Source organism: Enterobacter sp. CP102, from assembly GCF_025152625.1.
Classification (GTDB): domain Bacteria; phylum Pseudomonadota; class Gammaproteobacteria; order Enterobacterales; family Enterobacteriaceae; genus Enterobacter; species Enterobacter soli.
The window spans coordinates 3,455,983-3,480,401 of sequence record NZ_CP104014.1 but is presented as its reverse complement, the minus strand read 5'-3'; the positions used below and the strand labels follow the sequence as shown (position 1 = coordinate 3,480,401).

Below are 24,419 nucleotides of genomic sequence, written 5' to 3'. Positions count from 1 at the left end.
GGGAGCTGCACGGAAGCAGAATGAAAAAAGCCGGGTGATAACCCGGCTTTTTTTTACTCTTCAGTTTGCGAATCTGGCGCAGCAGTACTTGGCTTACGGCGCTTACCAATGTTCTTGGTATCGCGGTGGCGTTGTTTAACGCGCGGCTTCTCTTTTTCTTTCTCTTTCTTCTCAGCACGTTTGGCGAGCGCTTTCTTGGACGGTTTACCCGTCATTTTTTCGCTCGGGGCACGTGTGGTCGGACGAAGCTCACTGATAACGCGAGCCTTCAGCGGCTCATCAACATAGCGGCCAATTTTCTGCAGCAGCAGGAAGTCATGTGCTTCGACCAGAGAAATAGCGATACCTTTGCGGCCTGCACGACCGGTACGGCCGATGCGGTGCAGATAAGTGTCACCGCTGCGTGGCATATCGAAGTTAATCACATGGCTGACATCCGGAATGTCGATCCCGCGTGCAGCAACGTCGGTGGCAACCAGCACGTTTACGCGACCATCGGTCAGACGCTTGATGCCTTCGGTACGCTTAACCTGCGCCATCTCGCCTTCAAGATAGCAGTTGTTGATCCCTGCATTACGCAGCATTTCAGCCAGCTCGTGCACACGCTCGCGCTTACGCACGAAGACGATGGTGCGAGTCGCATCTTCTTGCTTCAGCAAATGCTTGAGCAGCTCAACTTTGTGTTGCAGATCATCTGCGCGGTAGTACCACTGGTGGATCTTCTTGCGCTCACGGGTGGAAGGGGTTGCAGATACCTCCACCGGATCTTCTAACAGGCGCTCTGCGAAGTCTTTAATCGCTTCCCCTTCAAGGGTGGCAGAGAACAGCATGGTCTGGTTACGCCAGCGAGTTTCACCCGCGATATGTTCGATATCCTGCGCAAAGCCCATGTCCAGCATCCGGTCGGCTTCATCAAGGATCAGTGTTTCAACCGCACGGCAGTCAAAGTTCTCTTCTTTAATGTACTGCAGCAGGCGGCCGGTCGTGGCTACCACGATATCCTGGTTTTCGCTGAACACTTCGGCGTGGTTCATATACGCAACGCCGCCAGTGATGGTGGCGATATCAAGATGGGTGTTCGCCGCCAGTTCACGCGCGTGTTCGGCAACCTGCATCGCCAGTTCACGTGTAGGCGTCAGGATCAAAATACGCGGCGGGCCTGATTTTTTGCGTGGGAAATCGAGCAAATGCTGCAAGACAGGCAGCAAGTAGGCTGCTGTTTTCCCCGTGCCGGTTGGCGCAGAACCGAGCACATCGCGGCCCTCAAGCGCAGGCGGAATGGCCGCGGCCTGAATGGCGGTCGGGCGTGTAAAGCCTTTGCTCTCTAATGCATTGAGCAGGCTTTCATCGAGTTCAAGTTCGGAAAAAGTCGTTACAGTCATGTTCTACCTCTGTGTGGGGCGCTGATTATAGACGTTACGGCTGTAATCTTCATCTGTTTGTATGGATATCGCTTTGCGACCACTTCGCTTTCCCCTATGCTACTCCAGTTTCACTTAGAAGGTTGCCCTGACATGTCTCAACTCAAAGCGCAATTGCGCCGCGATGGTTTCACATTTAAACAGTTCTTTATTGCCCACGATCGTTGTGCGATGAAAGTCGGCACAGACGGGATCCTGCTGGGATCCTGGGCGCCTGTTGCTGGCGTTAAGCGTATACTTGATATTGGTACAGGAAGCGGGCTTCTGGCGTTGATGCTGGCGCAGCGTACCGAGCAACATGTCACCATTGATGCCGTTGAGCTTGATGCACAAGCCGCTGTGCAGGCAAGTGAAAATGCCGCTGAATCCCCCTGGGCTGAACGCGTAAAAGTGGAATGTGCCGATGTACTTACCTGGGCACCCGAGCAGACTGCCCGTTATGACCTTATTGTCAGCAACCCACCTTACTATGAATCCGGCGTAGAGTGCGGCACGCCGGAGCGTGAGCAGGCCCGCTATACCGGTTCGCTCGATCACCGCGCGTTATTAACCAGTGCCGCTGAGTTGATCTCTGAAGAGGGATTTTTCTGCGTCGTATTGCCAGAAAACACCGGTAATACCTTTATTGAAATTGCCCGGGAAATCGGCTGGAACTTGCGCCTGCGCACTGATATTTCAGATACAGAAGGGCGCTTGCCTCACCGGGTGTTGCTGGCACTATCACCAAAAGAGGGCGAGTGTTTTAATGACCGGATGGTTATCCGTGGGCCAGACCAGCGTTATTCCGAAGATTACACTGCCCTGACCCAGGCATTTTACTTGTTTATGTGAGCACCCGGGGATAATACCGACGGGCCTGATTCGGCTAGCTGGTCCGGGTAATCCAGGGTGTAGTGCAATCCGCGGCTCTCTTTACGCATCATGGCACAGCGCACAATCAGCTCAGCTACCTGCACCAGGTTACGCAATTCCAGCAGGTTATTGGACACGCGGAAGTTTGCGTAGTACTCGTCGATTTCCTGTTGCAGCATGGTGATGCGTCGCAGAGCACGTTCAAGGCGCTTGGTTGTACGCACAATCCCCACGTAGTCCCACATAAATAGCCTTAACTCGTGCCAGTTATGCTGGATGACAACAAGCTCATCCGGGTTTTCAACGCGGCTCTCATCCCATGCGGGTAAGTGCGCCGTTGGGCGAGCGTAAGGCATTCGCTTAATAATATCTTCTGATGCAGACCACCCGTAGACCAGGCATTCGAGCAGCGAGTTAGACGCCATGCGGTTTGCTCCGTGCAGCCCCGTGTAGCTCACTTCGCCAATGGCATACAGGCCGTCAACGTCGGTACGACCGTGATCGTCAACCATGACGCCGCCACAGGTATAGTGTGCCGCGGGAACAATGGGAACCGGCTCGCGGGTGAGATCAATTCCCAGGCTCAGCAGCTTTTCGTAAATCATCGGGAAGTGCTGGCGAATGAAATCAGCCGGTTTATGGCTGATGTCCAGATACATACAATCAACACCAAGACGCTTCATCTCGTGGTCGATGGCGCGCGCAACGATATCACGCGGGGCAAGTTCGCCTCTGGCATCAAAGTCCGGCATAAAACGCGAACCGTCCGGGCGCTTCAGGTACGCGCCTTCGCCGCGCAGGGCTTCAGTCAGTAAGAAGTTACGCGCCTGCGGGTGGAACAAGGCAGTCGGATGGAACTGGTTAAATTCCAGATTCGCTACCCGGCAACCTGCTCGCCAGGCCATGGCGATGCCATCACCCGAGGCGATGTCCGGGTTCGTGGTGTATTGATAAACTTTGGATGCGCCGCCTGTTGCCAATACAACGGCTTTAGCCTGGCAGGTTTCGACTTTCTCTTTATTACGGTTCCAGACCCAGGCGCCCACTACGCGGCGCGTGCCTGGCAGCCCAATCTTATCGGAAATAATAAGGTCGACCGCATTACTGCGTTCCAGTACCTGAATATTCGGATGGCTCAGTGCTTTACTGACCAGCGTGGTTTCAACTTCTTTACCGGTTGCATCCGCTGCGTGGAGGATGCGTCGGTGGCTGTGTCCGCCTTCACGGGTAAGGTGATAACTCTCTTCACCGTTTGGCTGGATCTGCGTATCGAATAACACACCCTGATCGATGAGCCACTGAACGCAGTGGCGTGCGTTGCTGGCGACAAACTCGGCAGCGTGAGTATCCACGATCCCCGCCCCGGCAATCAGCGTATCTTCCACATGCGAAGCGATACTGTCTGTCTCATCAAACACGGCGGCAATACCGCCCTGGGCATAAAAGGTTGAGCCTTCGCTCATTGGCCCTTTACTCAGTACGATAACTTTCTGATTTTTAGCCAGGCGAAGCGCCAAAGATAACCCGGCAGCACCGCTGCCAATTATCAGTACGTCACACGTCAGTTCTGGTGTTGTGTTCATGATGTTTGTTTAATTTACTAAACATTGTTTGGCCAGAATAGCACCCGAATGCGAGATGTCGCACGTTTTTTTTAAATAATGTTGCAATGGCTAAACTCAATATCAGGGCTCAAAAGCGGGTAAATGTATGAAAATATTTTGCGAAGCAGATCGTTAGCTTCAGATTTTGTGGTGAAATAAAGCCTGTGTTGCGTTACTCTTCTGACGGTAAACAGGCAGTTTCTTGTCAGAAAGTGCGTACGTATCGTGAACGGACATATAATGATAGAAAATGAACGGTCTGCGGCGCGATGAACAAAAACAAAGGCGTTACGGAACTTATTGAAGAACAGACACTCTAACTCGGTGCTTGCTCAAAAGTGCAGTGTTTTTAGAGTGGCGTTTCGATAACGCGTGGAATTTAGGTTTGGGGAGACATTACCTCGGATGAGCGAGCAGTTAACGGACCAGGTCCTGGTTGAACGGGTCCAGAAGGGAGATCAGAAAGCCTTTAACCTTCTGGTGGTTCGCTACCAGCATAAGGTGGCGAGTCTGGTTTCCCGCTATGTACCGTCAGGGGACGTCCCTGATGTGGTACAAGAGTCTTTTATTAAGGCCTATCGTGCGCTGGATTCTTTCCGGGGAGATAGTGCTTTTTATACCTGGCTGTATCGTATTGCAGTTAATACAGCAAAGAATTATCTGGTCGCTCAGGGCCGTCGTCCACCTTCCAGTGATGTGGACGCAATCGACGCCGAAAACTTCGAAAGTGGCGGCGCATTGAAAGAAATTTCGAACCCTGAGAACTTAATGTTGTCAGAAGAACTGAGACAAATCGTTTTTCGCACGATCGAGTCGCTCCCGGAAGATTTACGCATGGCAATTACGTTGCGGGAGCTTGATGGTCTGAGCTATGAAGAGATAGCCGCTATCATGGATTGTCCGGTCGGCACGGTACGTTCACGAATCTTCCGTGCGCGAGAAGCTATTGATAATAAAGTTCAACCGCTTATCAGGCGTTGACGATAGCGGGATACTGAAAAAGGTATTAGGCATGCAGAAAGAAAAACTTTCCGCTTTAATGGATGGTGAAACGCTGGATAGTGAGCTGCTCAACGAGCTGTCTCATTCTCCCGAAATGCAAGAGACCTGGGCGAGTTATCATCTCATCCGTGACACCCTGCGTGGTGATACCGGAGAGGCTCTCCATTTCGATATCTCAGCACGCGTGATGGCGGCGATTGAGAACGAGCCTGTTCATCAGACCACTCCGCTGATTCCTGAAGCTCAACCTGCACCTCACCAGTGGCAGAAAATGCCGTTCTGGCAAAAGGTGCGTCCGTGGGCCAGTCAACTTACCCAAATGGGTGTGGCTGCATGTGTATCGCTTGCAGTTATCGTTGGCGTCCAGCACTATAATACTCAGTCTGAAGCCAATCAGCAGCCTGAAGCGCCAGTGTTTAATACACTGCCGATGATGGGTAAAGCCAGCCCGGTTAGCCTGGGCGTACCGGCAGATGCTTCCGCAAGCGGCGGTCAGCAACAGCAGGTACAAGAGCAGCGCCGTCGCATTAATGCGATGTTGCAGGATTATGAGTTGCAGCGTCGCCTGCACTCTGAACAGCTTCAGTTTGAGCAGGCACAAACCCAGCAAGCCGCTGTGCAAGTGCCAGGTAACCAAACTTTAGGAACGCAATCGCAGTAATGAAGCAACTTTGGTTCGCCATGTCTCTGATGGCGGGTAGCCTGTTCTTCTGTGCAAACGCCTCGGCTGATGTTTCATCCGGGGCGTTGTTGCAGCAAATGAATCTGGCCAGCCAGTCACTCAATTACGAGTTGGCATTTATCAGCATCAATAAGCAGGGTGTCGAGTCATTACGCTATCGCCATGCCCGCCTTGATAAACAGCCGCTTGCCCAGCTTTTACAGATGGATGGCCCGCGTCGGGAAGTTGTTCAGCGCGGTAACGAAATCAGCTATTTCGAACCGGGTCTTGAGCCTTTCACGCTTAATGGCGACTACATCGTTGATTCCCTTCCATCGCTTATCTATACAGACTTTAAGCGTCTTGCGCCTTTCTACGATTTTATTTCGGTAGGGCGTACGCGTATTGCTGACCGTCTGTGTGAAGTGATCCGCGTGGTTGCGCGTGATGGCACACGATACAGCTACATTGTCTGGATTGACGCAGAAACCAAGCTGCCGATGCGTGTGGACTTGCTCGATCGTGATGGCGAGACCCTGGAGCAGTTCCGGGTTATCTCCTTTACCGTCAACAACCAGGTTGGCAACAGTATGCTGAATCTGGCAAAAGCCAGCCTGCCACCGCTTCTGTCTGTGCCTGCAGGCGACTCGGTTAACTTCAACTGGGTACCTTCCTGGATCCCACAGGGCTTTAGCGAAGTCTCCAGCAGCCGCCGTCAGTTGCCGACCATTGAAACACCGGTGGAATCGCGACTCTACTCCGATGGGTTGTTCAGTTTCTCGGTGAATATCAACCGCGCAACGGCAAACAGTTCTGAGCAAATGCTCCGTACCGGTCGCCGGACAGTCAGCACCACGGTGCGAGATAACGCAGAAATTACGATTGTGGGTGAATTGCCGCCGCAAACAGCGAAGCGCATTTCCGACAGCATTAAATTCAAGGCAGCACAATGATTAAAGAGTGGGCCACGGTCATTTCGTGGGCAGATGGCATTGCGCTGGTCAGCTGTGATGTAAAAGCCTCGTGCAACAGCTGTGCATCCAGAGCCGGGTGCGGAAGCCGTGTACTGAACAAGCTTGGGCCGCAGACTTCGCACACCATCTCCGTACCGAGTGAACAACCGCTGGTGGAAGGGCAGAAAGTCGAACTGGGTATCACCGAAGGCAGTTTGCTCACTTCTGCCATGCTGGTATACCTCTCCCCGCTGGTGGGCTTGTTCGTGATGGGCGGTGTGTTCCAGATGCTTTTTGGCACCGACCTGGCCGCAATGTGCGGCGCAGCACTGGGTGGCGTTGGCGGCTTTTTACTGGCCCGGGGATTTTCCCATAAGCTTGCAGCACGCGAAGAATGGCAGCCCGTTATTCTGAACGTGGCGCTGGCACCAGACCAGCTTCGTGTTGAAACGCTCTCTTCTGAAGCCCGGTGATTTCACCGGGCTTTATCATTATTTACATCTCTGATAAGAAAACGCTGTTTCTTCACGCTATGCTTGGCTCTAAGTGCATTTCCAGGTTACGGGGATGTAGTGTAGAATGCTGCGTTTTCGCACTGAAAAACGTCAGGCTAAGAACAGCGGCCTCCAGGAATTCGTAAGGCATAATTATTTAACTATATGAAGAACATACGTAACTTTTCGATCATTGCTCACATTGACCACGGTAAGTCGACGCTGTCTGACCGTATTATCCAGATTTGCGGTGGCCTGTCTGATCGTGAAATGGCAGCCCAGGTTCTGGACTCCATGGACCTGGAACGCGAACGCGGTATCACCATTAAAGCGCAGAGCGTGACGCTCGACTATAAAGCGTCTGATGGCGAAACCTATCAACTGAACTTTATCGACACACCTGGCCACGTTGACTTCTCCTATGAAGTTTCACGCTCGCTGGCTGCCTGTGAGGGTGCGCTGCTGGTGGTCGATGCCGGGCAGGGCGTTGAAGCCCAGACCCTGGCGAACTGCTACACCGCAATGGAGATGGATCTCGAGGTTGTGCCGGTTCTGAATAAGATCGACCTGCCGGCCGCCGATCCTGAGCGCGTAGCGGAAGAGATTGAAGACATCGTCGGTATCGACGCCACCGATGCAGTGCGCTGCTCGGCGAAAACCGGCGTCGGCGTTCCCGATGTGCTGGAACGTCTGGTGCGTGATATTCCGCCGCCGGAAGGTGACCCGGATGCCCCGTTGCAGGCGCTGATCATCGACTCCTGGTTTGATAACTACCTGGGCGTTGTGTCGCTGGTCCGTATTAAAAACGGCACCATGCGTAAAGGCGACAAAATTAAGGTGATGAGCACCGGGCAGGTCTATAACGCTGACCGTCTGGGTATCTTCACGCCAAAACAGGTTGACCGTACCGAGCTGAAATGCGGCGAGGTAGGCTGGCTGGTGTGTGCAATTAAAGACATCCTCGGCGCGCCAGTAGGCGATACGCTGACGCTGGCACGTAATCCGGCGGATAAAGCGCTGCCTGGCTTCAAAAAAGTGAAGCCGCAGGTATACGCGGGTCTGTTCCCTGTCAGCTCTGATGACTACGAAAACTTCCGTGATGCGCTCGGTAAACTGAGCCTTAACGATGCTTCCCTGTTCTATGAACCAGAAAGCTCAACGGCGCTGGGCTTCGGCTTCCGCTGCGGCTTCCTCGGCCTGCTGCACATGGAGATCATTCAGGAACGTCTTGAGCGTGAATACGATCTGGATCTGATCACCACTGCGCCGACCGTAGTTTATGAAGTAGAGACCACATCGAAAGAAGTTATCTACGTCGATAGCCCGTCCAAGCTGCCGCCGCTGAACAATATTTATGAACTGCGCGAGCCAATTGCAGAGTGTCACATGTTGCTGCCGCAGGAGTTCCTCGGCAACGTGATCACCCTGTGTATCGAGAAGCGTGGCGTGCAGACCAACATGGTTTACCACGGTAACCAGGTTGCGCTGACCTACGAAATCCCGATGGCAGAAGTGGTGCTCGACTTCTTCGACCGTCTGAAGTCTACCTCTCGCGGCTATGCGTCGCTGGATTACAACTTCAAACGCTTCCAGGCATCCAACATGGTACGTGTGGACGTGCTGATCAACAGCGAGCGTGTTGATGCGCTGGCGCTGATCACCCACAACGACAACGCGCCATACCGTGGCCGTGAGCTGGTTGAGAAGATGAAAGAGCTGATCCCGCGTCAGCAGTTCGACATCGCGATCCAGGCCGCAATCGGTAACCACATTATTGCGCGTTCTACCGTGAAACAGCTGCGTAAAAACGTCCTGGCTAAATGCTATGGCGGTGACGTGAGCCGTAAGAAAAAGCTGCTCCAGAAGCAGAAAGAAGGTAAGAAGCGTATGAAGCAGGTCGGTAACGTTGAGCTGCCGCAGGAAGCATTCCTTGCCATCCTTCACGTTGGTAAAGACGGCAAATAACCCTTAAGGAGTTGGCATGGCGAACATGTTTGCCCTGATCCTGGTCATTGCTACCCTGGTGACAGGTCTGTTGTGGTGTCTGGATAAGTTTATTTTCGCCCCAAAACGTCGTGAACGTCAGGCTGCCGCACAGGCAGCCACTGGCGACGGGCTCGATGCGAAGACCCTGAAGAAAGTTGGCCCGAAACCGGGCTGGCTGGAAACCGGTGCATCGGTGTTTCCGGTGCTGGCGATTGTTCTGGTTGTTCGTTCGTTCATTTACGAACCTTTCCAGATCCCGTCTGGTTCAATGATGCCAACACTGTTGATTGGTGATTTTATTCTGGTAGAGAAGTTTGCCTACGGCATTAAAGATCCTATCTACCAGAAAACGCTGATCGAAACGGGTCATCCGAAACGTGGCGACATCGTTGTCTTTAAATATCCGGAAGACCCGCGCCTTGATTACATCAAGCGTGCGGTAGGCCTGCCGGGTGACCGGGTCTCTTACGATCCGGTGGCGAAAGAAGTGACCGTACAGCCAGGCTGTAGCTCCGGAACGGCGTGTGAAAACGCGCTGCCAATCACTTACTCAAACGTTGAGCCAAGCGATTTTGTGCAGACCTTTGCTCGCCGTAACGGCGGTGAAGCGACCAGCGGTTTCTTCCAGGTTCCGAAAGGTGAAAGCAAAGATAACGGCATTCGTCTGGTTGAGCGCAAAGAGACGCTGGGTGATGTTACCCACCGTATTCTGACCGTGCCAATTGCGCAGGATCAACTGGGTATGTACTACAAACAACCGGGTCAGCAACTGGCAAGCTGGATTGTTCCTCCTGGACATTACTTCATGATGGGTGATAACCGCGATAACTCAGCGGACAGCCGTTACTGGGGCTTTGTGCCGGAAGCCAATCTGGTGGGTAAAGCGACAGCTATCTGGATGAGTTTTGAGAAGCAGGAAGGCGAATGGCCGACCGGCGTTCGCCTGAGTCGTATTGGCGGGATCCATTAATTCTCAATAATTGAACGCGTAGCCACTTGAATTGGTGGCTACGTGAATTATTTAAGCGATAAATCTCTTCGAACTAACGACATCCCCTGTCGTTGTGTATAGAATATTCCCCCGAAGTTTAAGGTTGGCCCTTTAAGGGTGCCACGGCACACGAAACCGCGTTGGTTTTCTCAGGTCGGTTTCGTGTGCTGCATTTTTGACGCATTCATTTATTGGTATCGCATGAACCCCATCGTAATTAATCGGCTTCAACGAAAGCTGGGCTACACTTTTCAGCATCAGGAGTTGTTGCAACAGGCATTAACCCACCGCAGTGCCAGCAGCAAACATAACGAGCGTCTTGAGTTTTTAGGCGACTCTATTTTAAGTTTTGTGATTGCTAATGCGCTTTATCACCGTTTCCCGCGTGTGGACGAAGGTGATATGAGCCGGATGCGCGCCACGCTGGTACGGGGTAATACCCTTGCGGAAATCGCACGCGAATTTGAACTGGGCGAATGTCTGCGTCTTGGGCCGGGTGAGCTCAAAAGCGGTGGTTTCCGCCGTGAATCTATTCTCGCAGATACGGTCGAAGCATTAATCGGTGGCGTTTTCCTGGACAGCGATATCCAGACCGTAGAAAAGCTGATCCTGAACTGGTATCAGACCCGTCTGGACGAAATCAGTCCGGGCGATAAACAAAAAGATCCGAAAACGCGTTTGCAGGAATATTTGCAGGGTCGTCATCTCCCGTTGCCATCCTATCTGGTGGTGCAGGTGCGTGGCGAAGCACACGATCAGGAATTTACCATCCATTGCCAGGTCAGTGGCCTGAGTGAACCGGTGGTTGGCACAGGTTCTAGCCGACGCAAGGCTGAACAGGCTGCCGCCGAACAGGCGTTAAAAATGCTGGAGCTGGAATGAGCATCGACAAAACCTATTGCGGATTTATTGCCATCGTCGGACGTCCGAACGTTGGTAAATCCACCCTGTTGAATAATCTGCTTGGGCAGAAGATTTCTATCACCTCGCGTAAGGCGCAGACCACGCGTCACCGCATCGTCGGTATCCATACTGAAGGCGCGTATCAGGCAATTTATGTCGATACCCCGGGCCTGCACATGGAAGAGAAGCGTGCCATCAACCGCCTGATGAACAAAGCCGCGAGCAGCTCGATCGGTGATGTTGAGCTGGTGATTTTCGTTGTGGAAGGCACCCGCTGGACGCCGGACGACGAAATGGTGTTGAACAAACTGCGCGATGGCAAAACGCCGGTTATTCTGGCCGTCAACAAAGTGGATAACGTACAGGAAAAAGCTGACCTGCTGCCGCATCTGCAGTGGCTGGGTAGCCAGATGAACTTCCTCGACATCGTACCGCTGTCAGCAGAGACTGGTCTGAATGTCGATACCATCGCCGGCATCGTGCGTAAGCATCTGCCAGAAGCGATCCATCACTTCCCGGAAGAGTACGTCACCGATCGCTCCCAGCGCTTTATGGCGTCTGAGATCATCCGCGAAAAGCTGATGCGTTTCCTGGGCGCGGAACTGCCGTATTCTGTGACCGTTGAAATCGAACGTTTCCAGAGCAACGAGCGCGGTGGCTATGACATCAACGGCCTGATCCTCGTTGAGCGTGAAGGGCAGAAGAAGATGGTGATTGGTAACAAAGGTGCCAAGATCAAAACCATCGGTATTGAAGCCCGTAAAGACATGATGGACATGTTCGAAGCACCGGTTCACCTGGAACTGTGGGTGAAAGTGAAATCTGGCTGGGCCGATGATGAGCGTGCTCTGCGCAGCCTCGGTTACGGCGAAGACCAGTAACCCAAGACGACGAGTATGATGGAAGGATGGCAACGTGCCTTCGTTCTGCATAGTCGTCCCTGGAGCGAAACCAGCCTTATGCTGGACGTCTTCACGGAAGAGTCGGGTCGCGTGCGCCTTGTTGCTAAAGGCGCACGTTCCAAACGTTCTAATCTGAAAGGCGCATTACAGCCTTTCACACCGCTGCTGGTCCGTTTTGGTGGGCGAGGGGAAGTGAAAACCCTGCGCAGCGCTGAAGCCGTCTCCCTGGCGCTCCCTCTGTCTGGTATCACGCTTTATAGCGGCCTTTATGTCAATGAACTCATCTCGCGCGTTCTTGAACATGAGACTCGCTTCTCTGAACTTTTCTTTGATTATCTGCACTGTATCCAGGCACTTGCTGGCGCAACCGGCACGCCGGAACCGGCGCTGCGTCGTTTCGAGCTGGCGCTGCTGGGGCATCTTGGCTACGGCGTGGATTTTCTGCACTGCGCAGGTAGCGGCGAGCAGGTTGACGATACGATGACGTACCGTTATCGCGAGGAAAAGGGCTTTATCGCCAGTATCGTCATCGATAACAGTACATTTACCGGGCGGCAGCTCAGGGCGCTGTATGAACGCGAGTTCCCGGATGCCGATACCCTGCGCGCGGCAAAACGCTTTACCCGAATTGCACTCAAGCCGTATCTTGGTGGTAAGCCCTTAAAGAGCCGCGAATTATTCAGGCAGTTTATGCCGAAACGTTAGATCGTAGAAACACAAGAAAACCGAGGATTGTCATGGCTGAATTACTGTTAGGCGTCAACATTGATCACATTGCCACGCTGCGTAATGCACGCGGCACGGCGTATCCTGATCCGGTTCAGGCGGCATTTATTGCTGAGCAGGCTGGCGCTGACGGCATTACCGTTCACCTGCGTGAAGACCGCCGCCACATCACCGACCGTGACGTGCGCATTTTGCGTCAGACGCTGGATACCCGCATGAATCTGGAAATGGCCGTCACGGAAGAGATGCTGACCATTGCCTGCGACACCAAACCGCATTTCTGCTGCCTGGTGCCGGAAAAACGTCAGGAAGTGACCACCGAAGGTGGGCTGGATGTGGCAGGCCAGTTCGACAAAATGCGTGATGCCTGCAAACGCCTGGCGGACGCGGGTATTCTGGTTTCGCTGTTTATCGACGCCGATTTCGGGCAGATTAAAGCCGCTGCTGACGTGGGCGCGCCGTACATCGAAATCCATACCGGCTGCTATGCAGATGCTGAAGACGATGCCACCCAGGCTAAAGAGCTGGAGCGCATCGCTAAAGCTGCCACCTATGCGGCAGGTCTGGGCCTTAAAGTTAACGCGGGTCACGGCCTGACCTATCACAACGTCAAAGCCATCGCAGCATTGCCAGAAATGCATGAGCTGAACATCGGTCACGCCATTATTGGTCGTGCGGTGATGAGCGGCCTGAAAGAGGCGGTAGCAGAGATGAAACGCCTGATGCTGGAAGCGCGCAAGTAATGGCTATTCTGGGCTTAGGCACGGATATCGTCGAAATAGCCCGCATTGAAGCGGTGATCGCCCGTAGCGGCGATCGCCTTGCACGACGCGTGTTAAGCGATAACGAATGGGCCATCTGGGAAGCGCATCAGCAGCCGGTGCGTTTTCTGGCAAAGCGTTTTGCGGTGAAAGAAGCGGCCGCCAAAGCCTTTGGTACGGGCATTCGCAACGGTCTGGCGTTTAATCAGTTTGAAGTGTTTAACGATGAACTGGGTAAACCGCGTCTGCGTTTATGGGGCGAAGCACAGAAGCTGGCCGAGAAACTCGGCGTGGCGCATATGCACGTGACAATCGCGGATGAACGCCACTACGCCAGCGCGACGGTGATTATCGAAAGTTAGAGACCGGCCCTTACAGTTTGTCCGCGTGGTGCATCAGGACAAACTTGTCCCAAAGCTGCTCTTCGCTTTCAACGTGTGCCGGATCTTTGAGGATCGTATTGGGGATTGGGCACACTTTCTGGCAGGTCGGCGTTTCGTAGTGGCCGATACATTCCGTGCAGCGGTCGCTGTTAATCTCATAAATGCTGTCACCCATCGAAATCGCCTCGTTTGGGCATTCGGGTTCGCACATATCGCAATTGATGCATTTTTTGGTGATTAACAGCGCCATCAGGAATTTCTCAGAAACAACACAAACAGGGCGGGCATTATATGCGCATTCCCTGTTCAAACCAATTTTTTTACCAGCTCCTCGCTGTGGCGAATACGTTCCGGAGCGTGCTCCAGATCCTGCTGAACCAGCGCCATAAACAGAAGATCCGTCAGCATCATTTGGGCGCTGGTGGATGAGATAGCCGCGCTGCGCGTCGCCTGCTCTTCCGCAATGGTATACAAACAGCGTGTTGCCCGTTGTTGCAGGGCATTAGGGGTAAAACCCGTGATCGCCAGTATTTTCCCGCCAACGCGCAGGGCCTCATCGGTAGCCATGTTGATCTCGCGGCGTTCGCCGGAATAGGAGAGAGCGACCAGCAAATCGTCAGGCTCCATCGCCTGCACCGTAGCAAGCAGGGCGTGCATATCAAGCTCGACAATGCCGTTGTAACCTATTTTGGTGAGCTTCCAGCCAAAGTTACGCGCCACCAGGCCCGACGCGCCAATCCCGGTCAAAATGATCCGCCGCGCGTTACGCAGCATCGCCACGCTTTCCAGCAATTTCTCTTCTGTATTGACGTCGAGCGTGGCGTGCATTGCTGCCACATTCTCTTTGATCAGTTTTTCCCCCACCAGACGCATCGGGTCATCACCCCGGATCTGGTTGTGCACCGGCATAGACTGCGGGTTGGGATTGCTTACCAGCGCTTCGCTGATAGCCAGTTTTAAAGCCGGGAAACCTTTAAAGCCAATCTTCTGGGCAAATTTCACTACGCTGGACTGGCTCACTCCCGCTTCGCTTGCCAGCTGCTGCGAGCTGAGATGGCGGGCGTGATCGGGCTGCGTCAGCAGGTAATCCGCCAGCTTTTTATCGCTCTGGGCAAAGCCTGCGTAACGCTGGCGGATGCGAATTAAACAGTTCATACGTTCTCCTGGCGAAAATGTGATTGCTGCTGCAAATAAAGAAATTTGCTCGCCTGAATGAATTTTATATTCCATTATAGTGTGATTATTATGAATTAAAAATTCTTGAGGTACAAAAGATGAATCTTGGCTCACTTGTTTCTGAAACGCGCAACCCGCAGACCATGGATCTGGACGCACTCTCCACGCTGGAGCTGGTTAACCGTTTTAATCAACAGGATACGCTGGTCGCGCAGGCAGTGAAAGAGACATTACCGGAAGTGGCAAAAGCTGTCGACGCGGCAGCCAGTGCACTGAAAGCGGGTGGTCGCATCATCTATATGGGCGCGGGAACCAGCGGGCGTCTTGGCGTGCTTGATGCCTCTGAATGTCCGCCAACGTTCGGTGTACCGCATGGGCTGGTTATCGGGCTTATCGCCGGTGGCCCGGGCGCGCTTCTGAAAGCCGTAGAGGGCGCAGAAGACAACAAACAGCTCGGGGAAGATGACCTGAAAGCGCTGAACCTGAGCGAGCGGGATCTGGTCGTTGGGCTGGCAGCATCCGGGCGCACGCCGTATGTCATCGGCGGGCTGGAATATGCTAACCAGACCGGCTGCACCACGGTTGCTATCTCGTGCAACCCTGGTTCGCCGATTGCGCAGGTCGCCGCCATTGCTATTTCCCCGGTCGTCGGGCCTGAGGCGCTTACCGGCTCCACGCGTCTGAAATCCGGCACGGCACAAAAGCTGGTGCTCAACATGATTTCAACCGGCGCGATGGTCAAGTTTGGCAAGGTGTACCAAAACCTGATGGTGGATATGAAAGCCACCAATATCAAACTTATCGATCGAGCCTGCCGGATGGTGGTGGAAGCCACGGGCGCAAGCCGCGAAGAGGCGGAGTCCGTCCTCAGACAGACGGATTATGATGTGAAACCCGCCATTCTGATGATTTTAAGCGGGCTGGATGCAACCGCTGCGAGAGCAAAACTCGATACGCATCATGGGTTTTTACGGGCGGCTTTAGAAAACTAAAACAGAGGCGTGTATGGAAAAAACGGCAGCGCTCGCCAGCGGTATTTTGCAGGGGATTGGCGGGGAAAAAAATATTCAGCGTCTGGAAAACTGCATGACGCGTGTGCGTGTTGAGGTGCATGACGACGAGCAGCTTGACCTGCCGCGCCTGAAGCAGCTTTCCGGGGTAAGCGGGTACGTCAAACAGGGGCAGCAGCACCAGCTGATTGTCGGCCCGGGTAAAGCCGCGCAGGTGGTCGATGCCATGCGGGCGCTGATGGGAGGTGAAGCAACCGCCTCGTTTGACGATGCTGAACGCACCAAAGCGCAGGCAAAGGCAAAATACAAAGCTCCAATGAGCGATGCGCTGCGACAGCTGGCAAACGTCTTTATTCCACTGATTCCGGCCTTTATTGCCTCCGGTTTGATCACCGGGATCATCAATATCCTTAAGCGCCCGGATATCGTGGGTGACTTTGCCACCCAATATCCGAACTTACTGGGTATTCTGGCGATTTTCGGCAGCGCTGTGTTTGCCATTATGAATATTCTGGTGGGGGTCAACACCGCAAAAGTATTTGGTGGCTCGCTGGCAATGGGGGGCGTAATGGCCGGGATCCTCTCCAGTCCGCAGCTGGCGCAGATTACCCTGTTTGGCGAGGCACTCCAGCCCGGGCGCGGCGGCGTTATCGCCGTGCTGCTGGTGGTCATCCTGATGTGCTGGATTGAGAAAAAGCTGCGTACCCTGCTGCCGGGCTCGATTGAGCTTATCCTTAATCCACTGCTCACCACTTTAATTACCGGCAGCGTGGCGATTGTTGCACTGCAACCGCTCGGCGGCTGGATTTCAGAAGCCATCGCCCACGGTGCCTCTTTGGCTATCGACCGGGGCGGTTTGCTGGTGGGCGCAGTACTGTCAGGGACGTTCCTGCCGCTGGTGTTAACCGGCTTGCATCAGGGTCTGGTGCCCATCCATGTTGAGCTGGTACAAGCGCATGGTTACAACGCCTTGCTGCCGATCCTGTCGATGGCGGGCGTCGGGCAGGTCGGCGCGGCTATTGCGGTGCTGATGAAGACCCGTAATACACGTCTGAAGAAAGTGATTAAAGGGGCGCTGCCGGTCGGATTGCTGGGCATTGGTGAGCCGCTGATCTTCGGTGTAACCCTGCCGCTCGGGAAGCCTTTCCTCGGGGCATGTCTGGGCGGTGCTGTAGGGGGCGCGCTCATCAGCTACTGGAAAGTGGCAACGGTTATCACCTTTGGCATTTCCGGTTTGCCGCTGGCGTTAACCATCGTGACCGGAAAAGTCATGCTCTATCTGTTAGGCTATCTGGTAGCGGTGATCGCCGGGTTCTTGTTTACCTGGCTGTTAGGATTCAACGATCCAGAGGAGTAAGGTTTGGCTAATCACGAGCGTCGCGTTGTCTTTTTTGACCTGGACGGAACGCTGCATCAGCAGGATATGTTTGGTACGTTTATGCGCTACCTGCTACGGCGTCAGCCGCTGAATGCACTGCTCGTACTGCCTCTCTTACCGGCTGTTGGCCTGGCATTGCTGATTAAAGGGCGCGCTGCGCGTTGGCCGATGAGCCTGCTGTTGTGGGGCTGCACATTCGGCCACAGCGAAGCGCGGCTTAAACAGCTTGAAGTGGATTTTGCCCACTGGTTTCGCGGTCATGTGATCGCGTTTCCGGTTGTACAGGAAAGGCTGACACGATACCTCGCTGAAAATGATGCGGATATCTGGCTGATTACCGGTTCGCCGCAGCCGCTGGTGGAACAGGTCTACGCCGATACACCCTGGCTGCCGCGGGTTAATCTTATCGCCACTCAAATCGCCCGCGGTTACGGCGGCTGGGTGCTGACTATGCGCTGCCTGGGGCACGAAAAGGTGGTACAGTTAGAAAAGCGGATCGGCACGCCGCTTCGCCTCTACAGTGGCTACAGCGACAGCAAGCAGGATAACCCGCTGCTCTATTTCTGCCAGCACCGCTGGCGTGTCACCCCGGCTGGTGAACTTCAGCAACTCGAATAGTCTTATGCGGAAGTGGTGTGTATAATGCCGCCCGCTTTAGACTGGAGTATCTTACGTTGTCCAATCCCGAACATAATCATGAATACTGGATGCGCCATGCGCTGACGCTGGCCCAACGCGCCTGGGAAGAGGGCGAAGTGCCCGTGGGTGCGGTTCTTGTTCATAACAACCAGGTGATTGGAGAAGGGTGGAACCGTCCTATTGGCCGCCACGATCCCACGGCTCATGCTGAAATTATGGCGTTACGCCAGGGGGGGCTGGTGCTGCAAAACTACCGTCTGCTGGATACCACGCTGTATGTCACCCTTGAGCCCTGTGTTATGTGCTCCGGGGCCATGGTGCACAGCCGTATTGGCACCCTGGTGTTTGGCGCGCGGGATGAAAAAACCGGTGCGGCAGGTTCACTGATGGATGTGCTGGGTCATCCGGGCATGAACCATCAGGTCAAGACTATCGGCGGGGTGCTTGCACCAGAGTGTTCGGGGCTACTAAGTGACTTCTTTCGAATGCGCCGGCAGCAGAAAAAGCAACAAAAGGCAGAATTGAAGCCGTCGGACGATTAACTTCGTTCGGCAATACCACCGGATAGCTCTGCGCCAGCTGTTTTGCCTCTACCGCTTCTTTTTCTTTTTCAAGCAAATAGCCTACCAGGCTAATCTGATACTTACGGATGTTTTCCACATAGGCGTAAGCCTCATGCCCGCGCGCGTAACCATAGGTCAGCTTGTTGTACCAGGGTTTTTGGCTCAGTAACGGCAGCCGCTGTTTTACATCCGACCAGCTATCCGGGTTGCCTTTTGTTTTTGCCGTCAGCGCACGCGCATCAAGCATATGTGCGTAGCCCATGTTATAGGCCGCCAGCGCAAACCAGATACGCTCTTCTTCCGGCACCGTCTCCGGCACTTTGGTCATCATATCCTGCAAATACTGTGCGCCACCGCTTATGCTCTGTTCCGCATCGGTCCGGTCGCTAATGCCAAGGCTCTGCGCGGTATTTTTGGTCAGCATCATTAAACCACGCACGCCGGTTGGCGAGGTGGCCTGAGTGTCCCAGTGGGATTCCTGATAAGAAATCGCCGCCAGCAGCCGCCAGTCAATCTCCTGGGCGTACTTCTCGAACAAAGGTTGCAGGTCTGGCAGCACGCTATCTACCGCGCGCAGAAAACTCCGGGTATCGACATAATCAAAGTCTTCACCGTGGCCAAGATATTTCTCTTCAAGGCGCGCCAGGGTCCCGTCTTCATTGATCGAATTAAAGAAATCGAGCATGGCGGCGGACAGGGTTTGATCGTCATCGAGCTGGCTAAACCAGGTGACAGGCTGTTCATCGGTTACATCAAGCGCCACGGCGATTTCCGGATGTACGCGCTGGAAAAGGCTGATGGCCACGGAGTCAGCAATGGTGTAAGCCAGCTTTTTATCTTTGACCTGCTCCAGCAGCGCAGTAGTACCAAGCTTAGGATCTACCGTCCAGCTGAGGTCCGGGTATTTCTTTTCTTTGAGTGTGCGCAGATCGTCAATCACCACATGGCTTGGGGCAATAGCAAGCTGCTGCTCATTAATGGAGGCAAGGGAACGCGGGCGCGGGTTTCCCACGCGGTAAACCAGCTGCTGTGAAACCGAATAGTAGGTTGGCCCGGGTTGATAGTTCTTGCTGCGCTCGCTGTTATACACCAGCCCGGCGGCCAGGATATCGGCATCGTCGTTATCCAGGTCATCAAACAGCTGGCTGATATTCTGGCGAACGGTAATTTTGAGCTTCACGCCAAGATAATCAGCGAACTGCTGGGCCAGTTCATAATCCAGGCCAATGGTTTTACCGTTGATGTCGCCGTAAATCAGCGGGGAGCTCAGGGTACTGACGCGCAACTCCCCCCGCTCTTTGATCGCGGCGATACGGTTTTCGGCTTTGCCGAACCAGGGGATAGAAGGCCAGAGGGCCACTGCCAGCAGCAAGGTAACTATGCCGATGAGCAGATAATTAATCTTTAATTTTTTCAATTAGTTAATTCTCTGCGACGCCGGGTGCCTCAGTGTGCTGTAGCCATGTTAAGAATAAGGTTTGTCATTGAATGTGCGGCATTTTGCGCAAACTTACGCCAGTTGGCAACAAATTAGAGAGAGAGGTCACATCTATTGTTAAATGTCTCTGTCGATTTTATTTCGACGCAAACGGTTTCGTCGGCGCTCAGGATTCTCTATAATGACGCCCGTTTTCCCCCTTGCGCACACTGTAAGCGCCCCGGCGCTTCGAAGACGAGAGACTTATGATGGAAATTCTGCGTGGTTCGCCTGCACTGTCTGCCTTCCGTATCAACAAACTGCTGGCACGTTTTCAGGCAGCCGACCTTCCGGTAAGCAATATTTACGCTGAGTATGTCCATTTTGCTGACCTGAATGCACCCCTGAATGCAGAGGAGCGAGTACAGCTGGAACGCCTGCTCAAGTATGGCCCGAGTCTGAGCAGCCATACGCCAACCGGCAAATTAATCCTGGCAACGCCTCGCCCTGGTACCATCTCCCCCTGGTCTTCTAAAGCCACCGACATTGCCCACAACTGCGGTCTGAGCCAGATTAACCGTCTGGAACGTGGTGTGGCTTACTATGTGGAAGCCTCTACGCTGACGGCCGAACAATGGCAGGCCGTTGCCGCTGAACTTCACGACCGCATGATGGAGAGCGTGTTTACCTCTCTGGACGACGCGCAGAAGCTCTTCTCTCACCATCAGCCTGCGCCCGTTCAGAGCGTGGACCTGCTGGGGCAGGGCCGTCAGGCGCTGATTGACGCCAACCTGCGTCTCGGCCTGGCACTGGCAGAAGATGAGATTGATTACCTGCAGGATGCGTTCGTTAAGCTGAACCGTAACCCGAACGACATCGAACTCTACATGTTCGCGCAGGCTAACTCTGAACACTGTCGCCACAAAATCTTCAACGCTGACTGGGTAATCGACGGCGAACAACAGCCGAAGTCGCTGTTCAAAATGATCAAAAACACCATGGAACAAACTCCTGACCATGTGTTGTCTGCCTATAAAGACAACGCCGCGGTGATGGAAGGTTCCGAGGTGGGCCGCTTCTTCGCCGACCGCGAAGCAGGGCGCTATGACTTCCACCAGGAGCCTGCGCATATCCTGATGAAAGTCGAAACCCACAACCACCCGACGGCGATCTCTCCGTGGCCGGGTGCGGCAACGGGCTCTGGCGGTGAAATCCGCGATGAAGGCGCAACCGGACGTGGTGCAAAACCGAAAGCCGGCCTGGTGGGCTTCTCTGTTTCCAACCTGCGTATCCCGGGCTTTGAACAGCCGTGGGAAGAAGATTTCGGTAAGCCAGAGCGCATTGTGACCGCGCTGGATATCATGACCGAAGGCCCTCTGGGCGGTGCAGCGTTCAACAACGAATTTGGTCGTCCGGCACTGAACGGTTACTTCCGTACCTACGAAGAGAAAGTGGACAGCCACAACGGCGAAGAGCTGCGCGGCTACCACAAGCCGATCATGCTGGCTGGCGGGATCGGCAACATTCGTGCCGATCACGTGCAAAAAGGCGAGATCGTCGTTGGTGCGAAGCTGATCGTACTGGGTGGCCCGGCGATGAACATCGGCCTGGGCGGCGGAGCGGCCTCTTCAATGGCCTCCGGTCAGTCTGATGCGGATCTCGACTTCGCTTCTGTGCAGCGCGACAACCCGGAAATGGAGCGTCGTTGCCAGGAAGTGATCGACCGCTGCTGGCAGCTTGGCGATGCCAACCCAATCCTCTTTATTCACGACGTGGGCGCGGGCGGTTTGTCTAACGCCATGCCGGAGCTGGTCAGCGACGGTGGTCGTGGCGGCCGCTTTAACCTGCGCGACATCCTGAGCGATGAGCCAGGCATGAGCCCGCTGGAAATCTGGTGTAACGAATCTCAGGAACGTTACGTGCTGGCGGTTGCCGCTGACCAGCTGCCGCTGTTTGACGAGCTGTGCCGCCGCGAGCGCGCACCTTATGCCGTTATCGGTGAAGCCACCGAAGAGCAGCATCTCTCTTTAAGTGACACTCACTTCGACAATCAGCCAATCGATCTGCCTCTGGACGTGCTGCTGGGCAAAACGCCGAAGATGACCCGCGATGTGCAGACCCGTAAAGCGGCAGGCAAAGCGCTGGATCGTCAGGACATTACCGTTGCCGAAGCGGTTAACCGCGTTCTGCACCTGCCGGCTGTGGCAGAGAAAACCTTCCTGGTCACCATCGGCGACCGTACCGTAACCGGTATGGTGTCGCGCGATCAGATGGTTGGCCCGTGGCAGATCCCGGTGGCGAACTGCGCCGTGACCACCGCGAGTCTCGACAGCTATTACGGTGAAGCAATGGCGCTGGGTGAACGTACTCCAGTGGCACTGCTGGACTTCGCTGCATCTGCCCGTCTGGCGGTGGGTGAAGCGCTGACCAACATCGCGGCAACCCAGATTGGCGACATCAAGCGTATTAAATTGTCGGCTAACTGGATGGCGGCGGCTGGCCACCCGGGTGAAGACGCGGGTCTGTATGAAGCGGTGAAAGCGGTAGGTGAAGAGCTGTGTCCTGCGCTCGGCCTGACCATACCGGTGGGTAAAGACTCCATGTCGATGAAAACCCGCTGGCAGGAAGGCAGCGAGCAGCGCGAGATGACGTCTCCGCTGTCACTGGTGATCACCGCATTTGCCCGCGTGGAAGATGTGCGTCATACCATCACCCCGCAGCTGGCGACCGAAGACAACGCCCTGCTGTTGATTGACCTGGGTAAAGGCCACAACGCACTGGGTGCAACCGCGCTGGCACAGGTTTACCGTCAGCTGGGTGACAAACCTGCCGATGTGCGTGACGTGGCACAGTTAAAAGGTTTCTACGACGCCATTCAGGCGCTGGTTGCTCAGCGCAAACTGCTGGCCTACCACGACCGTTCAGACGGCGGGCTGCTGGTTACCCTGGCGGAAATGGCCTTTACCGGCCACTGCGGTGTGGAAGCAAACATTGCCACGCTGGGCGAAGACCGCCTGGCTGCGCTGTTCAACGAAGAGCTGGGTGCTGTGATTCAGGTTCGTGCCGCGGATCGCGACGCCGTTGAAGCTGTACTGGCACAGCACGGTCTGGCCGACTGCGTGCATTATCTGGGTAAAGCCGTGCAGGGCGACCGCTTCGTGATTGAAGCTGACGGCCACGTGGTGTTCAGCGAAAGCCGCACGACCCTGCGTATGTGGTGGGCAGAAACCACCTGGCAGATGCAGCGCCTGCGTGACAACCCGGAATGTGCCGATCAGGAACACGACGCGAAGGCCAACGACAACGATCCTGGCCTGAACGTGAAGCTCTCCTTCGACATCAACGAAGACATTGCTGCACCGTACATTGCGACCGGCGCGCGTCCTAAAGTGGCCGTGCTGCGTGAGCAGGGCGTTAACTCCCACGTTGAGATGGCGGCTGCCTTCCACCGTGCAGGCTTTGATGCCATTGACGTGCACATGAGTGACCTGCTGGCAGGTCGTACCGGTCTTGAGGATTTCCAGGCGCTGGTGGCGTGCGGCGGCTTCTCTTACGGTGACGTGCTGGGCGCGGGTGAAGGCTGGGCGAAGTCCATTCTGTTCAACAATCGTGTGCGTGATGAATTCGAAACCTTCTTCCACCGTCCGCAGACGCTGGCACTGGGCGTATGTAACGGCTGCCAGATGATGTCTAACCTGCGTGAACTGATCCCGGGCAGCGAAGCCTGGCCGCGCTTTGTGCGTAACCAGTCCGACCGCTTTGAAGCGCGTTTCAGCCTGGTAGAAGTCACGCAAAGCCCGTCTCTGCTGTTGCAGGGAATGGTGGGCTCGCAGATGCCAATTGCGGTTTCTCACGGTGAAGGACAAATCGAAGTACGTAACGCAGCACACCTTGCTGAGCTGGAAAGCAAAGGTCTGGTGGCGCTGCGCTTCGTTGATAACTTCGGCAAAGTCACGCAAACCTACCCGGCTAACCCAAACGGCTCAGCGAACGGTATCACCGCTGTCACCACTGAAAACGGCCGTGTGACCATCATGATGCCACACCCGGAACGCGTATTCCGCACGGTGAGCAACTCGTGGCACCCGGAAAACTGGGGCGAAGACAGCCCGTGGATGCGCATTTTCCGCAACGCGCGTAAACAGTTGGGGTAATCGGTTCTGCCGGGCGGCACTACGTTTGCCCGGCCTACGTTTTTGCCCTTACAGGCCCGGCAGGCGTGAACGCCGCCGGGTTTTTTTATGTCTGTCGCAAAATCGCGACAATCCTGTGATTTGCCTGTCTCCAAAAGGAGACATTTAACTGATTGATTTATATATGGCAATTAAGGTTCCCGTTAAGGTGTTGCTTAATAGCGACACTTAGCCTGGAAATCATTCAACCGATAATTAACAGGCAAAACGAGTTAAAGATATATATTTCAATAAGTTAATATTTTGTTTTGCATTCTGGCACGGCTGTTGCATAATAATAACCAGTGGCTCATTCACCCTCTTATGTCAGCCCCTTCGGGACGTGCTACATAAACTTCGAATGACGCACAAAAAGGTGCCTGCCGTCCAACTACTGATAAAAGCATTGCTTATCAGGCCAGGGC

Annotated in this window: 23 protein-coding genes and 1 pseudogene; 18 read left to right on the top strand and 6 right to left on the bottom strand. The window is 54.4% G+C overall.

The window, feature by feature from the left end:
* Nucleotides 1-53 precede the first annotated feature (53 nt).
* Nucleotides 54-1,382 (bottom strand): ATP-dependent RNA helicase SrmB, encoded by a 1,329-nt coding sequence (gene srmB, locus N1249_RS16350; RefSeq protein ID WP_259831148.1) that lies wholly within the window; start codon nucleotides 1,380-1,382, stop codon nucleotides 54-56.
* A gap of 132 nt (nucleotides 1,383-1,514) precedes the next feature.
* On the opposite strand from srmB, the gene trmN reads away from it, so the two are divergent.
* Entirely contained in the window at nucleotides 1,515-2,252 is a 738-nt protein-coding gene (gene trmN / locus N1249_RS16345; protein WP_259831146.1) for a tRNA(1)(Val) (adenine(37)-N(6))-methyltransferase TrmN, read from the top strand.
* Here trmN and nadB read toward each other — a convergent pair.
* Entirely contained in the window at nucleotides 2,237-3,856 is a 1,620-nt protein-coding gene (gene nadB / locus N1249_RS16340) for an L-aspartate oxidase (protein ID WP_259831144.1), read from the bottom strand. The two genes, trmN and nadB, sit on opposite strands and share 16 nt — an antisense overlap.
* Before the next feature lie 364 nt (nucleotides 3,857-4,220).
* Between nadB and rseD the strand changes: the two genes are divergently transcribed.
* From rseD to acpS, 12 genes are all read left to right on the top strand, one after another.
* Entirely contained in the window at nucleotides 4,221-4,286 is a 66-nt protein-coding gene (gene rseD, locus N1249_RS16335) for a rpoE leader peptide RseD (protein WP_224955222.1), read from the top strand.
* Nucleotides 4,283-4,858: an RNA polymerase sigma factor RpoE gene (rpoE, locus tag N1249_RS16330; RefSeq protein WP_006176728.1), complete on the top strand. Its 576-nt coding sequence runs from the start codon at nucleotides 4,283-4,285 to the stop codon at nucleotides 4,856-4,858. Before rseD ends, rpoE begins: the two co-directional genes overlap by 4 nt.
* Before the next feature lie 31 nt (nucleotides 4,859-4,889).
* Nucleotides 4,890-5,540 carry an anti-sigma-E factor RseA gene (gene rseA / locus N1249_RS16325; RefSeq protein WP_014071381.1) on the top strand — a complete coding sequence of 217 codons (651 nt, stop codon included), beginning with the start codon at nucleotides 4,890-4,892 and terminating at the stop codon, nucleotides 5,538-5,540.
* Entirely contained in the window at nucleotides 5,540-6,493 is a 954-nt protein-coding gene (gene rseB / locus N1249_RS16320) for a sigma-E factor regulatory protein RseB (RefSeq protein ID WP_014071380.1), read from the top strand. The genes rseA and rseB overlap by 1 nt, the downstream gene beginning before the upstream one ends.
* Nucleotides 6,490-6,966, top strand: coding sequence for a SoxR-reducing system protein RseC (gene rseC, locus N1249_RS16315; RefSeq protein WP_014071379.1), 477 nt, complete (start codon nucleotides 6,490-6,492; stop codon nucleotides 6,964-6,966). Before rseB ends, rseC begins: the two co-directional genes overlap by 4 nt.
* Nucleotides 6,967-7,152: 186 nt before the next feature.
* A complete protein-coding gene (gene lepA, locus N1249_RS16310; protein ID WP_259831134.1) occupies nucleotides 7,153-8,952 on the top strand; it encodes a translation elongation factor 4 in 1,800 nt (599 codons plus the stop codon).
* A gap of 16 nt (nucleotides 8,953-8,968) precedes the next feature.
* The gene (gene lepB, locus N1249_RS16305) at nucleotides 8,969-9,943 is read left to right on the top strand and encodes a signal peptidase I (protein ID WP_014071377.1); all 975 of its coding nucleotides are present in this window, start codon (nucleotides 8,969-8,971) and stop codon (nucleotides 9,941-9,943) included.
* A gap of 222 nt (nucleotides 9,944-10,165) precedes the next feature.
* Nucleotides 10,166-10,846, top strand: a complete 681-nt coding sequence (gene rnc / locus N1249_RS16300) for a ribonuclease III (protein ID WP_014071376.1) — start codon at nucleotides 10,166-10,168, stop codon at nucleotides 10,844-10,846.
* Complete coding sequence (gene era, locus N1249_RS16295) at nucleotides 10,843-11,748, top strand: GTPase Era (protein ID WP_259831133.1); 906 nt, start codon at nucleotides 10,843-10,845, stop codon at nucleotides 11,746-11,748. The genes rnc and era overlap by 4 nt, the downstream gene beginning before the upstream one ends.
* Before the next feature lie 18 nt (nucleotides 11,749-11,766).
* Complete coding sequence (recO, locus tag N1249_RS16290) at nucleotides 11,767-12,474, top strand: DNA repair protein RecO (protein WP_041162269.1); 708 nt, start codon at nucleotides 11,767-11,769, stop codon at nucleotides 12,472-12,474.
* A gap of 32 nt (nucleotides 12,475-12,506) precedes the next feature.
* Nucleotides 12,507-13,238, top strand: coding sequence for a pyridoxine 5'-phosphate synthase (pdxJ, locus tag N1249_RS16285; protein WP_259831132.1), 732 nt, complete (start codon nucleotides 12,507-12,509; stop codon nucleotides 13,236-13,238).
* On the top strand, nucleotides 13,238-13,618 hold the full coding sequence (gene acpS / locus N1249_RS16280) for a holo-ACP synthase (protein ID WP_166716663.1): 381 nt from the start codon (nucleotides 13,238-13,240) through the stop codon (nucleotides 13,616-13,618). Before pdxJ ends, acpS begins: the two co-directional genes overlap by 1 nt.
* Before the next feature lie 10 nt (nucleotides 13,619-13,628).
* Here acpS and N1249_RS16275 read toward each other — a convergent pair whose 3' ends face one another.
* Both N1249_RS16275 and N1249_RS16270 read right to left on the bottom strand, forming a co-directional pair.
* Nucleotides 13,629-13,889, bottom strand: a complete 261-nt coding sequence (locus N1249_RS16275; protein WP_014071370.1) for a YfhL family 4Fe-4S dicluster ferredoxin — start codon at nucleotides 13,887-13,889, stop codon at nucleotides 13,629-13,631.
* Between the two features lie 56 nt (nucleotides 13,890-13,945).
* Complete coding sequence (locus tag N1249_RS16270) at nucleotides 13,946-14,794, bottom strand: MurR/RpiR family transcriptional regulator (protein ID WP_259831128.1); 849 nt, start codon at nucleotides 14,792-14,794, stop codon at nucleotides 13,946-13,948.
* A gap of 119 nt (nucleotides 14,795-14,913) precedes the next feature.
* Between N1249_RS16270 and murQ the strand changes: the two genes are divergently transcribed.
* From murQ to tadA, 4 genes are read left to right on the top strand one after another with little or no spacing between them, the layout of a single operon-like run.
* Nucleotides 14,914-15,807, top strand: coding sequence for an N-acetylmuramic acid 6-phosphate etherase (gene murQ, locus N1249_RS16265; protein ID WP_259831126.1), 894 nt, complete (start codon nucleotides 14,914-14,916; stop codon nucleotides 15,805-15,807).
* A gap of 13 nt (nucleotides 15,808-15,820) precedes the next feature.
* Nucleotides 15,821-17,182 (top strand): PTS transporter subunit EIIC, encoded by a 1,362-nt coding sequence (locus tag N1249_RS16260; RefSeq protein WP_259831124.1) that lies wholly within the window; start codon nucleotides 15,821-15,823, stop codon nucleotides 17,180-17,182.
* Nucleotides 17,183-17,185: 3 nt separating this feature from the next.
* On the top strand, nucleotides 17,186-17,821 hold the full coding sequence (gene yfhb / locus N1249_RS16255) for a phosphatidylglycerophosphatase C (protein ID WP_259831122.1): 636 nt from the start codon (nucleotides 17,186-17,188) through the stop codon (nucleotides 17,819-17,821).
* A gap of 56 nt (nucleotides 17,822-17,877) precedes the next feature.
* Nucleotides 17,878-18,384, top strand: a complete 507-nt coding sequence (tadA, locus tag N1249_RS16250; RefSeq protein WP_041162105.1) for a tRNA adenosine(34) deaminase TadA — start codon at nucleotides 17,878-17,880, stop codon at nucleotides 18,382-18,384.
* Here tadA and mltF read toward each other — a convergent pair.
* Both mltF and N1249_RS23285 read right to left on the bottom strand, forming a co-directional pair.
* Nucleotides 18,272-19,822, bottom strand: a complete 1,551-nt coding sequence (gene mltF / locus N1249_RS16245; RefSeq protein WP_259831120.1) for a membrane-bound lytic murein transglycosylase MltF — start codon at nucleotides 19,820-19,822, stop codon at nucleotides 18,272-18,274. The two genes, tadA and mltF, sit on opposite strands and share 113 nt — an antisense overlap.
* Before the next feature lie 153 nt (nucleotides 19,823-19,975).
* Nucleotides 19,976-20,053, bottom strand: a pseudogene (locus tag N1249_RS23285) (hypothetical protein); the annotation flags it as partial.
* 35 nt (nucleotides 20,054-20,088) lie between these two features.
* On the opposite strand from N1249_RS23285, the gene purL reads away from it, so the two are divergent.
* Nucleotides 20,089-23,976, top strand: coding sequence for a phosphoribosylformylglycinamidine synthase (gene purL, locus N1249_RS16240; RefSeq protein WP_259831119.1), 3,888 nt, complete (start codon nucleotides 20,089-20,091; stop codon nucleotides 23,974-23,976).
* Nucleotides 23,977-24,419 lie beyond the last annotated feature (443 nt).